Below are 12787 nucleotides of genomic sequence, written 5' to 3'. Positions count from 1 at the left end.
CTCACGTGTCGCGGTCTATGACGAACCGCGCCGCTGCTTTTAAGTTGTTGGCGCTGTCGCCGTAAGGGGAAAGCGCGTCGCAAGCCTGCACGATCAGCTCGCCCGCGCGGGCCTTTGCACCCACCATACCCAAAAGCGACACAAATGTAGCCTTCCCAGCGTCAGCATCTTTTTGCAGGCGTTTACCTGCCTTCGCGGCATCGCCCTCAATATCCAAGATGTCATCAGCGATTTGGAAAGCAAGACCAATAGCTTGGGCATAATGGCGCAGTGGGGTTGGATCGGCCTCGGCTAGGATCGCGCCTGCCTGACCCGACCACTCGATCAATGCGCCAGTTTTACCGGCCTGCATTCGCGTAATCTCATCCAAAGTAAGGGGCGTTTCCGCTGTCTCGGCAGCTATATCCATAGCCTGACCAAGCACCATTCCAGCCGCTCCGGCTGCCTTGGCCATTGAAGAGATCAACGCCACACGCACCTGCGCAGGCGCTTCGAGTTCAGACAGAACCTCAAACGTGAGAGTTTGCAGCGCGTCACCCGTCAGAACCGCCGTGGCCTCGTCCCATTGAACGTGGACCGTTGGCATACCTCGGCGCAGGTCATCGTCATCCATGCATGGCAGATCATCGTGCACAAGGCTATTGGCATGGATCATTTCAATCGCGGCGGCCGCTTGGTCGGCCACTTGTGGCGACACACCGTGAAGATGCGCACCTTCCATCACTAAGAATGCCCGCAACCTTTTGCCACCCGTACAAGTGTAGCGCATGGCGTCAGCGATAACACCTTCATGCGGGCGCATCACCTGATCCAGAGCCACTTGCACTCGGGTTTGCGCATCGATCAGAGCATCTTGAAACATTAAACTATAGACCTTCGACGGGTGTCGCCCCTGCGGCTTGGCCGTCGGAGCCAAGCGTGATTTGAGCGACTTTTTCCTCAGCCTCTTTCAGCTTGGTCTCGCAGCGCTTTTTCAGCTCCGCACCGCGCTCGTAAAGCTTGATACTATCTTCCAACGGCACGTCGCCACGCTCCAGCTGGCCAACAACCTGCTCTAGCTCGGACATTGCTTGCTCGAAGCTCATTTCGTCTACATTCGTGTCAGCCATGGGTGCCTCGTTCTATCAAAACTTCCAGATGTGCGCGTGTGGATGCGGCTAAGGCATCCAGATCATATCCGCCCTCCAAAGTCGAGACGATGCGACCCTGAGCATGCGTATCGGCGATATCGCACAAAGCATGCGTAGCGTAAACGAAATCCGCCTCGTCCCAATTCAAATTCGCCAACGGATCACTACGGTGCGCATCAAAGCCCGCCGAAATCAACACCAGCTGCGGCTTGAAGTCATTGAGCGCAGGCAAGATCACGCGATCATAGGCTTTGCGAAGCTCCGCACCCCCTGAATTAGGCTCCAAGGGGACGTTAAGGATATTGCCAGAAGCGCCAGTTTCATGAGCCGCACCAGATCCGGGATAGAGCGGCATTTGGTGGCTGGAGATGAACAGCGCGCGGCCCTCGTCCCACAGCAAATCTTGCGTGCCATTGCCGTGGTGGACATCGAAGTCCACAACCGCGACGCGGTCCAAGCCGTGCACATCCAACGCATGTTTCGCCGCAATGGCCACATTCCCAAACAGGCAGAACCCCATAGGTGTTTGCTTCTCGGCGTGGTGACCCGGCGGACGCATGGCGGCGAAGGCATTTTGAACCTCTCCACCCAACACCATGTCGACCGCTTTGGTCATCGCCCCGACCCCGCGATAGGCCGCCTTCAACGAGCCCGCCGACATATGTGTGTCAGCGTCCAGTGAAACCGAGCCCGCGTCCGGCGCAGATGTGTTGACCGCATCTATATGCGCCTGAGGGTGAACACGCAGGATGTCAGCGTCCCGACCCAATGGCGCGTCAACACGGGTCAGGTCAGTTTGATCCATCGCATCAAGGGCAGCGTAGATCGCCATAAGGCGGTCAACACGTTCAGGATGGCCTGAGGGCGTGACATGCTGCAAACAATCGGGATGGGTCAAAAGGGCGGTGGACATTTGCGATCCTCAGTCAGGTGCCAGCATGTAGCCGGAGCCACGCACGGTTTGCAGGTAACGGGGCTGCTTGGGGTCCATCTCGATTTTGCGGCGCAATCGGGTAATCTGAACATCAACCGCCCGTTCTTGCGCCTGACCACGGTCGCGGCCCAAATCTTCGACCAATTTCGCGCGGCTCACCGCCTCCCCCGGACACCCGGAGAAAATCCTCATCAAGGCCACTTCAGTGGCGGTCAGACGGATCAACTCCTCGTCGCGCCACATTTCCCCACGCTCAATGTCGTAGCGAATATCGCCAAGGGTTAGCGATTTCGGAGCCTCGATGATCTCCTCAGCCTGAGGAATGCGGCGTAGAATGGAATTAATACGAAGGAGCAGCTCCTTGGGCTCAAACGGTTTGGGCAGATAGTCATCCGCCCCCGCTTCAAGTCCGGAGATCCGGTCGCTGCTTTCGCCCTTGGCCGTCAGCAACAAAATCGGAGTATCGCGCGTCTCGCGCAATTCGCGGGTGAAGGTGATCCCGTCATCCCCCGGCATCATGACGTCCATAACGATCAGATCAAAATCCAACCCTTCGAGCAACCGACGCGCATGATCCGCGTCTCGGGCTGACGTGGTCCAAAAGCCGTTCCTAGTCAGGAATTGCTGGATCAGCTTACGAATGCGTTCATCATCATCAACGATAAGCAAATGGGCGTCATTTAGAGATTGGGACATCTACGCGCCCTCCTTGATCGTTTGAAAATGCCTACGCATTTCGGGATCCATAATCTGTTCCAGCACCTGACGAAACCCCGCAACTGCCTCAGGGCCGGCATCCCGGTAGGCGGCGCGCATACGGCTTCGCTGCGCCTCCGACAGTTCTTTTTCCAACTCTTGCCCTGCATCTGTCAGATAGAGGTGTCGCTCTCGGCGATCTTGCTTGCCCACGCGGCTTTCAACCAATCCATCCACGATGAGCGAGCGCAACACGCGGTTCAAAGATTGTTTCGTGACACCCAGAATATCGAGCAGGTTATTCACCGTATTGCCGGGGCTGCGTTTGATGAAGTGAATGGCGCGGTGGTGAGCACGGCCGTAGGAGTATTGCTGCAAGATGCGATCCGGATCAGCGGTGAACCCACGGTAAGCAAAGAACATTGCTTCAATTCCGCGCCGCAGTTGGTCGTCGGTCAAAAACAACAGACCTTCCCCACTTTTGGGCGTTTGACCCGTCCCTCGGTCCGACATTTGACGGCTCCCTCATGCTTCCTGCTTTCGGTTAGTTTATGTCAGCCTTGTTGACTTTCCAAGTATCGAATGATAGCGAATCGTGACTTTAATGAAATATTGTGTCCGAAACGGACCCATCATACGCAATAAATGAAAAGGATTAGACCGATGGCTGGTGGATATGACGATCGTGACGGCGTCATCTGGATGGATGGCAAGCTGGTGGACTGGCGTGGAGCCAACGTCCACATCCTGACCCACGGGCTGCATTACGCGTCTTCTGTATTTGAAGGTGAGCGTTGCTATAACGGTAAAATCTTTGAAAGCCGCAAGCACTCTGAGCGTTTGCTCTACTCGGGCGAGCAGCTCGACATGCCGATCCCTTACACCGTAGACGAGATCGAAGCCGCGAAATACGAAGTGCTAAAAGCCAACAACCTGACTGACGCCTACCTGCGCGTAGTATGCTGGCGCGGTGCGGGCGAAGACATGGGCGTCGCGTCCTCCAAGAACCAAGTGCGCATGGCCGTGGCCGCGTGGGAATGGGGTGCCTATTACGGCGACGCCAAGATGAAGGGCGCCAAGCTCGACATCTCCAAGTGGAAGCGCCCTAGCCCCGAGACCATTCCGTGCTTCGCGAAGGCGTCCGGCCTCTACATGATCTGCACCATGTCCAAGCACGCGGCGGAAGCCAAAGGCTGCTCCGACGCAATGATGTTCGACTACCGCGGCTATGTGGCCGAGGCGACTGGCGCGAACATGTTCTTCGTGAAAGATGGCGAAGTGCACACGCCAAAGCCTGACTGCTTCCTGAACGGCATCACCCGCCAGACAGTTGTTGGCATGCTAAAAGATCGCCAAATCACGGTTCATGAGCGCCACATCATGCCAGAAGAGCTGGAAAGCTTCGAGCAATGCTGGCTAACGGGGACAGCCGCCGAAGTGACCCCTGTTGGGTCCATCGGCGACTACAACTTCGAAGTCGGCGCAATTGCACGCGACATCGCAGAAAGCTACGAGAAGCTGGTACGGCTTTAGGTCCTGATCCCACGCTCTATTCTGAAATACTGCGAAGGCCGTACCGGATTTTTCGGTGCGGCCTTTTTGCGGCGCTGCAACGCGAGGGTTGCGGGGCTTGGCATATCGTTGCGTTGCATAGCAAAAACGAAACGCGTGCCGGCCTGCGCCGCTGACGGGGATTGCTTGTCGAGGACGTGTCTCATGCAAGGGTCTCCTTATGTATTGCGAGACAACCATAACACAAATTTCTAGAAATTTGCAGGGGCCACCTGCGCAACCGCTGTCAAAGCAGTGATCTGACCTGCTCAACAGCGGCCCAAAGAAGCCCGCGCACCTGTGGGAACGCTATGAGGACAATGATCGCAACCTGCGCCCAAATGATCAAATTCAACTGCCGCGCAAAGGGTTGTTTAGTCGTTTTATGACGCAACCGCCGCTGCGCATATTTGGCGGCCAGCGTGCCCCCGACGGCAGCCCACATCAGCAGATTGGATTCGCGAATTCTGCGCCCACGGGTCTTGGCGCGACGTTTATCGAAGGCGAATAAAACGAAGGTGAAGACGTTCACCAGTGCCAGATATGCACCCAAAATCGCGAAAGGAAGGAAGGACTCAGGCATGCCCTACCCCTGCGGCGTCATGGCTTTGCGGGCTTGCTTGCGCTCTTTTCCCAGCTTGCCTTCGCGCCAAATGATCAAGATGCCCGCGCACACAATTAGTGCGATGCCAACCAGCATCACGGCAGTCGGCACCTCAGAGAAGACGAAGTAGCCGATGGCGAGCGCCAACACGATTGAGAAATACTCAAACGGCGCCACGACAGATGCATCCGCATAGCGGTAACTGGATGTCAGGAATATTTGCCCGATGCCACCAAACAGACCCGCCCCGATGAGCGCTGCGGCCTCTGGCCCAGTTGGCCAAACCCAACCGAAGGGCAAGGTGAGAATAGACAGACAAGACGCGGTGACTGAAAACCAGAAGACAATGGCGGAGGTCGGCTCCGTCATGGTGAGCTTGCGCACGAAAACATGTGCCAAGCCGGCCAAGATCGCGGACCCAAAGGCCAGCAACGCCCCGATTGCCAGATATGGATCCCCGGCCCCGTCAGAAAACACCGTCAAACGCGGCGACATGATGATCAAAACCCCAACCATCCCAAGTGCAACCGCCGTGAGGCGAAACGCCCGCACTCGCTCGCCCAAGAACATGGCCGCGAAGATCACCACGAGAACTGGTTGGGCATACTGGATGGCTTTCACTTCGGACAGGGGCAACAATCCCAGCGCAGCAAAGCCCATAGACATGGCCGTCACGCCGACAAGCCCGCGCCAGAAGTGGCCTTGGGGATTATCGGTTTTCAACCCTGTGCGCAGCTCCCCGCGCAACGCGATCCAACCAAGAATGATGGGCAATCCAAAGAACGAGCGGAAGAACACCGTCTCCCCCGGAGGGACGCGCACGGAGGCGATTTTGATCAACGTGGCCATCGCCATGAAGCAAAACACTGCGCCCAGTTTGGACAAAATTGCGACCAGAGTATTGGGCTTGGGTGCGGGGGTGGCCATCTAGAGGAACACCCGCTCCACTGCCCAATACGCTCCGACTACCGCGATGAACACGGAGGCCGGTATTGAGATGCGGGCGCGATACCACGGCTTTTTGCCGAACCATATGCCGACGGCCAAAAACGCGAGGGTGATGACCGCAAGTTGGCCGACCTCCACCCCGACATTGAAGCCAATGAGGCCCACGACAAATCGGCCTTGCGCCAACCCGAATTCACCGAGCACCGAGGCGAAGCCAAGTCCGTGAAGCAAGCCGAATGCGAAAATGACAATCGGGCGCCACCATGTGATGCGACTGGTGAATATGTTCTCCACCGCGACGTAGACAATTGAGGCCGCAATCAGTGGCTCCACTACAGCAGGGTTCACAGCAACATAGCCGAGGCTTGCAAGCGCCAAAGTGATAGTGTGTGCCACCGTGAAGACAGTGATTTGCGTGACCAATGGACGTATATGGAGCGATAGAAAGAACAGCCCCAAGACAAACAAAATATGGTCGAGACCCTTGGGGATAATGTGGTCAAAACCCACCACGATGTAGCGCAAAAAGACCGATACGGCAGATTCAGACGCGGCACCAACACGGGGAAGTGGCTCACTTAACGCGCCATTTTCCAAGTACCCCGCGTAGGCGTCATCACCACCTTCGGCTTGACGCACGATGATCGGGCCATTGGCGGCTTGCCAGCCAAAACGCAGATCACTGGCGTCACTGGGGAGCGCGCCTTTCAAGATGATGGTTGTGTCCCGTGGCAGCTCTAGGTTTGGTTGATCCGCGACGTCCACGCTGACCAACTCCAAAGCGACGGGGGCTTCGCCCGCAAGCGTGGTGAACCCAGACGCGATATTTGGCCAAGCGGCACGAAACTGCTCATCCAAGTCGGTTGCAGACAGCGCACGTAGCGCGTCGTATTTATCAGCATCGGGGGCTTCATTGGTGTCTTGCAAGCCTTCCAGATTAATACCCGCAATCAGTGGCTCGGCGGTAATACGGATGGAAATGTCCACCGCATCGTCGCCCAATGTTACGTCGGCGATTGCTGGCCTAATTTCGTGCGCAGCCATCTGAGTCGTCATTGTGATCAGCGCGAGCATTGACATCGCGCCCAGTTGGATCAGCATGCGTCTGAACGTGATAGAAGGATTTGACATGTTGCCTCGTCGTATTTGTACTGCTGCCGCATTATTCCTGTGGGCAACTTCCGCGCAAGCCCATGAATTCTGGATTTCGCCTAACAACTACGTGACCCAGAAAGGCGGCGATATTCAAGCCCAACTTCGGGTTGGCCAAGAGTTTGGCGGCGCAAGTTACGGGTTCAATGAAAACCGGTTTGAGCGCTTTGAAATGATATCGGGTGATCAGGTCATTCCAATCACCGGTCGGTTAGGCGACACCCCCGCCTTGAATATGCCCGCGCCCGCTGAAGGGCTGGTCACAGTTGTTCATGAAACAGGCGACAACCAGCTGACCTACGAGGGAATGGAGAAGTTTACCAAATTTGCCAAGCATAAGGACTTCGAATGGGCCGTGGAGCAGCACGCGCAACGTAACCTGCCAGAGGAGCGATTTACTGAGCAGTATCGCCGCTATGCCAAAAGCCTGATCGCCATTGGCAACGGGGAAGGCGATGACCGAGAAGTCGGAATGAAGACCGAGATCGTCGCCTTGGCCAACCCATACACCGATACGTTAGAGCAGTTTCCCGTGAAGGTTCTGCTGGACGGAAAACCGCGGGCAAATGTGCAAGTGGAGCTGTTCGAGAAAGGACCTGACGGCGAGGTGGAGATCACATTGCACCGGACTGACGACAATGGCGTGGCAACCTTTCCGGTTTCCGCTGGCAACGAGTACTTGGTGGACGCTGTCGTATTACTTCCCATGGATGCGGACGACCCAACGTCAAACCCTGTGTGGGAAACCGCTTGGGCCGCGCTCACCTTTCTTGTCCCAAACTAAGGGGCCATTTCCTTGATGTGTCACCATGAAAAGCGTTTTGGCTGTCGAGGCGGAAAGCCTATTCTACCTCGATACTTTGTCCTACTTTCACCCAACAAGGTCGGAATAAAGAGCGTCACGCCCGCGTTGCAGATAGTTTTCCACCCAATCGCAACGGCGCAATAACACCCTGAGTTCAGTCTTGGCGGGCAGCCGGTCTATCATGCTGAGAATGGGCAAAACCGATGCATCTACTCCAGTGGGAGTGCCTCCTAGAATAAAGTCGTTAACCCCAAGAACCCGGCCTATTGCATCCAGATCATTGGCCACTTTTTTCAGACGTTGTTCGGAAGACATCCGGGCGACCCCATTACTCAAAAGGGCCGCTTTCACCGATTTCCGCGCCTTGTGTGCGATCAATTTTCGGATGGGACTAGGGACCTCAGCGAAGAAAATAGGCCAGATTTTGGGCCAACATTGTTCATCCAACCAGCGGTCATGAACTAACGCCAGCCGCAAGTTATCTTCTGCCAATCTAACGAGCGAATGCCCGATCGCTTTTTGCTGATCCGTACAGTTGGGATAGAAATCTGCACCTTGCTCAACAAGCCATTCCTGAATGAACTCACTGTCCGGAACAAGACCAGCACCCGTGCGCAACACCGGCAACTTTCCATGCGGCATAGGCGCTGGGTTTGAAACATCTTCACGCTCCCAACGTTGCCCAGACATTTGCAAAAGAACCATTGCCTTGACGCAAAACGGGCTGTGGCTTGGCTCCCCAAAGCTTGTAGGGAAAGTAATAATTTTGAGCATCGCGTATCCTTTTTTCTGTTGGTCCCATCTGTAGCGGCATATCATGACAAAAACTGACATGAGGACGCGGCAATGAGCAGGATATTTAGGTTGCATCAACTATTACAAACTATCCGCAACGAGACACCGCCTGTAACGGCCGAAAGGTTGGCAATGGTGATGGAAGTCTCGGTTCGCACAATTCACCGTGACGTCGCTACTTTACGTCAACTAGGCGCAGGTATTGATGGCGCTGCCGGTTATGGTTTTACGCTGGGCGATGATGTCTCAGTCCCCCCGCTTTCGTTTGGCAATGATGAGCTTGAAGCTTTGGTCTTGGGATTGCGCGAGGTCGAGGAGATTGGCGACACCGTTTTATCGGGAGCAGCGCGGCAAGCCTTAACTAAGTTGAAGGCACGCTTACCCGAATCCCAATCAAAGCGATTGCGGCATGCTGTGTTAACAGCAAAGCACTTTCGAAAACGCCCTGAAATTTTAGTGGATGTAGCTGCAATCCGTCAGGCCACCTGGGAAGAGAAAGAAATTGGTTTTAATTATCGCGATGCCCAAGGCGTTTCGACCGCGCGACAGGTACGCCCATTGTCGATCACATATTTTGAACACAACACCTGTCTGATCTCTTGGTGCCTACTACGCAAAAACACCCGCGTGTTTCGTTTAGATCGAATGGCCGATTTACTGGTCACAGAGACCAGCTTTCGACCCAACAGGGTCGCACTTCTCCATCGCGCCATAGAACACATCCGCGCGACCCCGTTTTCTGGCGGCGAACAAGGGAAAGCAAAAGCGGTCACCTGAGTGACGCCACTGGCAACTGGACTGTGCAACTAGACTGGAAAAGCAAAACCCCCGATCTGACCATCAGATCGGGGGTGCTTGTTCTTGTAGCACCCGACACGGCGATCTGGGTGGGGGCTGATCACACCGCGTCGGGCTTGAGTTTACACTCGCTACATCCACATGTATCGCGGCCAACTTGGGCGACTTCAGGGGCGAAGCGTGAAAATGCCTAGGTCTTCGTACGGCAATTTAAAGGCAAGGCTTGATTTGCGACGAAACGCGGCCCACCATGAGGCCATGAACCAAAACGCCCCAATACCGTTCCGACAAAACCAAGCCGACAAAGTAGCCTTTCACCGCCGAGAGCTTGGAGACATCCTATCCGTCTACGGCAGAATGGTCGCCGCAGGAGAGTGGCGTGACTATGGCATCGCGATGATGAAAGATGTGGCCGTCTTCTCGATCTTTCGCCGTGCGGCTGAGCATCCGATTTATCGAATTGAGAAACGCCCCAAGCTGGCGACCAAGCAACAGACCTATGCCGTGATCAACATGGACGGGCGCATCCTGAAACGTGGCGCAGACCTACGCCAAGTGCTTCGCGTTTTAGAGAAAAAGCTTATCCGTCCAGTCGATTAAATTCGCTTAATCGAAGTCACCGGCCCATCGCCTGCAGCCTCAATCCGCACGATGGCCTCTGACAGGGGTTCATAGGCGACGGCCATATGGTGGGCATTTGCGTGCAGGATCATATTGTCACCTGACACCCAAGCCACATGCCCTTTCCAAAACACCAGATCGCCGCGCTTTGCGTCCTCAAGCGACACAGGCACCCCCAGCTCGGCTTCTTGCATATCGCTGTCGCGCGGGCACTCTTTCCCGCAAGCGCGCAAGGCAATTTGCACCAAGCCAGAGCAATCAATGCCCTGACGCGTACAGCCGCCCCACAGATATGGCGAGCCAAGGTGCAGGTCCGCCATTGCAACGGGATCATCCATGCGCCGATCATTTGGCAAAAGATGCATGGTCGGCACGAAACCACCGTTTGAAAGACGAGACCAAGTGCCCTCCTCCTCCATCACCTGCACCTCAGAGCCCAGAAAAAGCGCACCGGTGTTCATGAGCTTCATGTTCGGACCAGGATACAAATGGGTACAGGGCATAGACACCCAGTGACTGGAATCGTGCGGGCGATCCAACAGCTTTTCCTGCACGTAACCGCAGTAGCCATCATGAACCGCCTGCCCGAATGCAAAGCCATTGCGGCGCTCCAGCACGTTGAACAGATCGCCGTAGATTAACTGCGATGTGCGGCGACCTTCCGGCCGACCGGTAACATCCGCGAAGGCAGCGCCGCATTGGCACATCTCACCATCGACATATTTGGGCGCTTCAACCTCCCCCTCCAGATAGCTGGCGGCAATACGGGCGTTCGCAGGGGTAATGCGTGTGTCGTGTGTCATAGGTTTAAAGCCTTGGGTAATGAGGCGAGAATTGCACGTGCCCCCATCCCGACGCCGCCTTTCGGGCGAGCAGGGGCGGAAGACGGCTGCCATCCGTAGATGTCGAAATGCGCGAAGCGTTCTGTGTTCGTAACAAACCGGCGCAAGAAAAGAGCGGCCGTTATAGTGCCCGCAAACCCGCCTTTTGGCGCATTGTCCAAATCCGCAATCCCCGGCTCAATAATTGCTTCATATGGGTCGTGGAACGGCAACTCCCACACTGGATCACGCGCCACTTTAGCCCCCTCGCGCAAAGCGTTGGCAAAGGGCATGTCATCAGTGAAGAACGGCGAGATATCAGGTCCGACTGCAACGCGGGCTGCACCCGTCAGTGTAGCCATACAAATCATCAAATCGGGGGGGGTCTCATCTGCCAGTGCAAGCGCATCGGCGAGGACCAAACGACCTTCGGCGTCGGTGTTGTTGACCTCAACCGTAAGACCCTTGCGCGACAACAAGATGTCTTGAGGCCGGAACGCATTGCCATCGATGGCGTTTTCAACCGCAGGTATCAGCACACGCAACTGCAACTTTAACCCCAGCGCCATAATCATGTGAGCCAAACCAAGGACCGTGGCGCTGCCGCCCATATCTTTTTTCATCAGCCCCATCGATGATCCCGGCTTGATGTTCAACCCGCCGGTGTCAAAGCAAACCCCCTTGCCGACCAAAACCAGTGTCGGGCCCGTATCCCCCCATGTCATGTCAATCAGGCGTGGCGGAGTGATGGAAGCCCGCCCAACGGTATGGATCATCGGGAAGTTATTCTTCAACAGGTCGTCGCCTGCTGTGACTTCAATCTTCGCGTCGTGCGTTTGGGCCAAATCACGCGCTGCGGCTTCCAAATTATCGGGGCCCATATCAGAAGCAGGTGTATTAATTAGATCGCGCGTCAGAACTTCGCCCGCCGCAATGCTTTCCATTCGGTGTTGATCCAAACCTTCGGGGCAGATCAAACGGGCCTCATGGGGCGGTTGCGCGCGGTAGGTCTCGAATCGGTATTGCGACAGCAGCCACGCAAAGGCGTGTTCTTCCAGATCTTCAATGCTGTGGTCGCTGGCCAACTGATAGGTTCCGGCGGGTAGCTTGCCAGCCACGGTTGCCATAGAAAATCGGCCACGAGCCCGTGACTTGGCATCACCTAGACCAGCCAGCGCAATATCAATGCCGCCCGCATCGTCTGGAACAACACAAACCGCACCAGAGCCCGCCGCAAAGCCCTGCGTCTCTACCCAAGTGCGCAGCTTTTGCGGTTGCCCCTCTAGCCAAGGTTCAAGTTCGTCTTTGGCAAACGCAAATAACTTGATCGCATCTGTGGTTGTTGCGGCGAACTTGAGCCGTGTGTGATTTATCATGGTGCTTGCCCCGCTGTTGCGTCAGTAACCTACTGCCTGCAAAGTAATCCGCAAGTAGAGGGGCTAATTAGTCAGGACTAACCTGACAAGTCTTGCATATCCCACACAGCACTCAGGGATCGGTCCGCGATCCGTCGTAGCCTGTTTAGAGTTGCAGCCAAGGAAATACTATCACTTGCGCGCGCACAGGACGCGACATCATCGGCGACACGAGAAAATGTTGTCATCCCAATTTTCTGAGCCTTGCTTACGAGAGTATCAGCATTCGCGATCAACCTCTCAACATCTTGCGCGGTGAAGGCCCGATCCAACTCCATCATTCCGTTGGCGAGTTCTTCCATTGTCGTGGTGATCAACTGCTCTGCTTTCATCTCGCCTAACTCTACACAGAGTTCCACCAACCGATCAGGATCAACACGCACCGGTTCACGCAAATCGAGTTCTAATATGTCTTCCATCATTGGCCCTTTTCCCCTACCCAAAAATCACACGAGACGACCTTCCATTCTGAAGCTGAACAAACACTTTCAGCCCCGTCCATATTTCCCTCGAATTT

17 protein-coding genes are annotated in these 12787 nt (G+C 55.5%); 4 read left to right on the top strand and 13 right to left on the bottom strand.

Annotated elements, in window-relative coordinates; genetic code table 11:
- Position 1 precedes the first annotated feature (1 nt).
- Genes ABJN86_RS07900 through ABJN86_RS07880 form a run of 5 tightly spaced genes read right to left on the bottom strand, consistent with a single transcriptional unit; the run spans position 2 to position 3273 of the window.
- Positions 2–862 carry a polyprenyl synthetase family protein gene (locus ABJN86_RS07900; protein ID WP_348366103.1) on the bottom strand — a complete coding sequence of 287 codons (861 nt, stop codon included), beginning with the start codon at positions 860–862 and terminating at the stop codon, positions 2–4.
- Positions 863–866: 4 nt separating this feature from the next.
- The gene (locus ABJN86_RS07895; RefSeq protein ID WP_348366101.1) at positions 867–1109 is read right to left on the bottom strand and encodes an exodeoxyribonuclease VII small subunit; all 243 of its coding nucleotides are present in this window, start codon (positions 1107–1109) and stop codon (positions 867–869) included.
- On the bottom strand, positions 1102–2043 hold the full coding sequence (locus ABJN86_RS07890; RefSeq protein WP_348366099.1) for a histone deacetylase family protein: 942 nt from the start codon (positions 2041–2043) through the stop codon (positions 1102–1104). Before ABJN86_RS07890 ends, ABJN86_RS07895 begins: the two co-directional genes overlap by 8 nt.
- A 9-nt stretch (positions 2044–2052) precedes the next feature.
- On the bottom strand, positions 2053–2760 hold the full coding sequence (locus ABJN86_RS07885) for a response regulator (RefSeq protein WP_348366098.1): 708 nt from the start codon (positions 2758–2760) through the stop codon (positions 2053–2055).
- Complete coding sequence (locus ABJN86_RS07880; RefSeq protein WP_348366096.1) at positions 2761–3273, bottom strand: MarR family transcriptional regulator; 513 nt, start codon at positions 3271–3273, stop codon at positions 2761–2763.
- Between the two features lie 150 nt (positions 3274–3423).
- Between ABJN86_RS07880 and ABJN86_RS07875 the strand changes: the two genes are divergently transcribed.
- On the top strand, positions 3424–4293 hold the full coding sequence (locus ABJN86_RS07875; RefSeq protein ID WP_348366095.1) for a branched-chain amino acid aminotransferase: 870 nt from the start codon (positions 3424–3426) through the stop codon (positions 4291–4293).
- On the opposite strand, the gene ABJN86_RS07870 is transcribed toward ABJN86_RS07875, so the two are convergent.
- The 4 genes from ABJN86_RS07870 to ABJN86_RS07855 form a co-directional block, all read right to left on the bottom strand.
- Positions 4290–4478, bottom strand: a complete 189-nt coding sequence (locus ABJN86_RS07870; protein ID WP_348366093.1) for a hypothetical protein — start codon at positions 4476–4478, stop codon at positions 4290–4292. The genes ABJN86_RS07875 and ABJN86_RS07870 overlap by 4 nt on opposite strands.
- Before the next feature lie 80 nt (positions 4479–4558).
- Positions 4559–4894 carry a DUF1294 domain-containing protein gene (locus ABJN86_RS07865; RefSeq protein ID WP_348366092.1) on the bottom strand — a complete coding sequence of 112 codons (336 nt, stop codon included), beginning with the start codon at positions 4892–4894 and terminating at the stop codon, positions 4559–4561.
- Positions 4895–4897: 3 nt separating this feature from the next.
- Positions 4898–5842 (bottom strand): DMT family transporter, encoded by a 945-nt coding sequence (locus ABJN86_RS07860; protein WP_348366090.1) that lies wholly within the window; start codon positions 5840–5842, stop codon positions 4898–4900.
- Complete coding sequence (locus tag ABJN86_RS07855; protein WP_348366088.1) at positions 5843–6994, bottom strand: HupE/UreJ family protein; 1152 nt, start codon at positions 6992–6994, stop codon at positions 5843–5845.
- Between ABJN86_RS07855 and ABJN86_RS07850 the strand changes: the two genes are divergently transcribed.
- Positions 6993–7799, top strand: coding sequence for a DUF4198 domain-containing protein (locus tag ABJN86_RS07850; RefSeq protein WP_348366086.1), 807 nt, complete (start codon positions 6993–6995; stop codon positions 7797–7799). The two genes, ABJN86_RS07855 and ABJN86_RS07850, sit on opposite strands and share 2 nt — an antisense overlap.
- 87 nt (positions 7800–7886) lie before the next feature.
- Here the strand turns inward: ABJN86_RS07850 and ABJN86_RS07845 are convergent, their stop codons facing one another.
- On the bottom strand, positions 7887–8594 hold the full coding sequence (locus tag ABJN86_RS07845; RefSeq protein ID WP_348366084.1) for a glutathione S-transferase family protein: 708 nt from the start codon (positions 8592–8594) through the stop codon (positions 7887–7889).
- A gap of 72 nt (positions 8595–8666) precedes the next feature.
- Between ABJN86_RS07845 and ABJN86_RS07840 the strand changes: the two genes are divergently transcribed.
- Both ABJN86_RS07840 and ABJN86_RS07835 read left to right on the top strand, forming a co-directional pair.
- Entirely contained in the window at positions 8667–9392 is a 726-nt protein-coding gene (locus ABJN86_RS07840; RefSeq protein ID WP_348366082.1) for a YafY family protein, read from the top strand.
- A gap of 279 nt (positions 9393–9671) precedes the next feature.
- The gene (locus ABJN86_RS07835; RefSeq protein ID WP_348366915.1) at positions 9672–10013 is read left to right on the top strand and encodes a DUF2794 domain-containing protein; all 342 of its coding nucleotides are present in this window, start codon (positions 9672–9674) and stop codon (positions 10011–10013) included.
- Here ABJN86_RS07835 and ABJN86_RS07830 read toward each other — a convergent pair.
- From ABJN86_RS07830 to ABJN86_RS07820, 3 genes are all read right to left on the bottom strand, one after another.
- Entirely contained in the window at positions 10010–10837 is an 828-nt protein-coding gene (locus ABJN86_RS07830; RefSeq protein ID WP_348366081.1) for an NlpC/P60 family protein, read from the bottom strand. The two genes, ABJN86_RS07835 and ABJN86_RS07830, sit on opposite strands and share 4 nt — an antisense overlap.
- Positions 10834–12231 carry a leucyl aminopeptidase family protein gene (locus ABJN86_RS07825; RefSeq protein WP_348366079.1) on the bottom strand — a complete coding sequence of 466 codons (1398 nt, stop codon included), beginning with the start codon at positions 12229–12231 and terminating at the stop codon, positions 10834–10836. The genes ABJN86_RS07830 and ABJN86_RS07825 overlap by 4 nt, the downstream gene beginning before the upstream one ends.
- Before the next feature lie 77 nt (positions 12232–12308).
- Entirely contained in the window at positions 12309–12689 is a 381-nt protein-coding gene (locus tag ABJN86_RS07820) for a hypothetical protein (RefSeq protein WP_348366077.1), read from the bottom strand.
- Positions 12690–12787: the final 98 nt, after the last annotated feature.

The organism is Litoreibacter sp., assembly GCF_039974535.1.
GTDB lineage: Bacteria > Pseudomonadota > Alphaproteobacteria > Rhodobacterales > Rhodobacteraceae > Litoreibacter.
Note: the sequence above shows the minus strand (reverse complement) of the source record. Positions and strands in the feature narration are given on the sequence as shown.

Coding starts and splice junctions, on each gene's coding strand:
- ABJN86_RS07900 (WP_348366103.1), bottom strand. CDS start 862: ATGTTTCAAGATGCTCTGATCGATGCGCAAACCCGAGTGCAAGTGGCT.
- ABJN86_RS07895 (WP_348366101.1), bottom strand. CDS start 1,109: ATGGCTGACACGAATGTAGACGAAATGAGCTTCGAGCAAGCAATGTCC.
- ABJN86_RS07890 (WP_348366099.1), bottom strand. CDS start 2,043: ATGTCCACCGCCCTTTTGACCCATCCCGATTGTTTGCAGCATGTCACG.
- ABJN86_RS07885 (WP_348366098.1), bottom strand. CDS start 2,760: ATGTCCCAATCTCTAAATGACGCCCATTTGCTTATCGTTGATGATGAT.
- ABJN86_RS07880 (WP_348366096.1), bottom strand. CDS start 3,273: ATGTCGGACCGAGGGACGGGTCAAACGCCCAAAAGTGGGGAAGGTCTG.
- ABJN86_RS07875 (WP_348366095.1), top strand. CDS start 3,424: ATGGCTGGTGGATATGACGATCGTGACGGCGTCATCTGGATGGATGGC.
- ABJN86_RS07870 (WP_348366093.1), bottom strand. CDS start 4,478: ATGAGACACGTCCTCGACAAGCAATCCCCGTCAGCGGCGCAGGCCGGC.
- ABJN86_RS07865 (WP_348366092.1), bottom strand. CDS start 4,894: ATGCCTGAGTCCTTCCTTCCTTTCGCGATTTTGGGTGCATATCTGGCA.
- ABJN86_RS07860 (WP_348366090.1), bottom strand. CDS start 5,842: ATGGCCACCCCCGCACCCAAGCCCAATACTCTGGTCGCAATTTTGTCC.
- ABJN86_RS07850 (WP_348366086.1), top strand. CDS start 6,993: ATGTTGCCTCGTCGTATTTGTACTGCTGCCGCATTATTCCTGTGGGCA.
- ABJN86_RS07855 (WP_348366088.1), bottom strand. CDS start 6,994: ATGTCAAATCCTTCTATCACGTTCAGACGCATGCTGATCCAACTGGGC.
- ABJN86_RS07845 (WP_348366084.1), bottom strand. CDS start 8,594: ATGCTCAAAATTATTACTTTCCCTACAAGCTTTGGGGAGCCAAGCCAC.
- ABJN86_RS07840 (WP_348366082.1), top strand. CDS start 8,667: ATGAGCAGGATATTTAGGTTGCATCAACTATTACAAACTATCCGCAAC.
- ABJN86_RS07835 (WP_348366915.1), top strand. CDS start 9,672: ATGAACCAAAACGCCCCAATACCGTTCCGACAAAACCAAGCCGACAAA.
- ABJN86_RS07830 (WP_348366081.1), bottom strand. CDS start 10,837: ATGACACACGACACACGCATTACCCCTGCGAACGCCCGTATTGCCGCC.
- ABJN86_RS07825 (WP_348366079.1), bottom strand. CDS start 12,231: ATGATAAATCACACACGGCTCAAGTTCGCCGCAACAACCACAGATGCG.
- ABJN86_RS07820 (WP_348366077.1), bottom strand. CDS start 12,689: ATGGAAGACATATTAGAACTCGATTTGCGTGAACCGGTGCGTGTTGAT.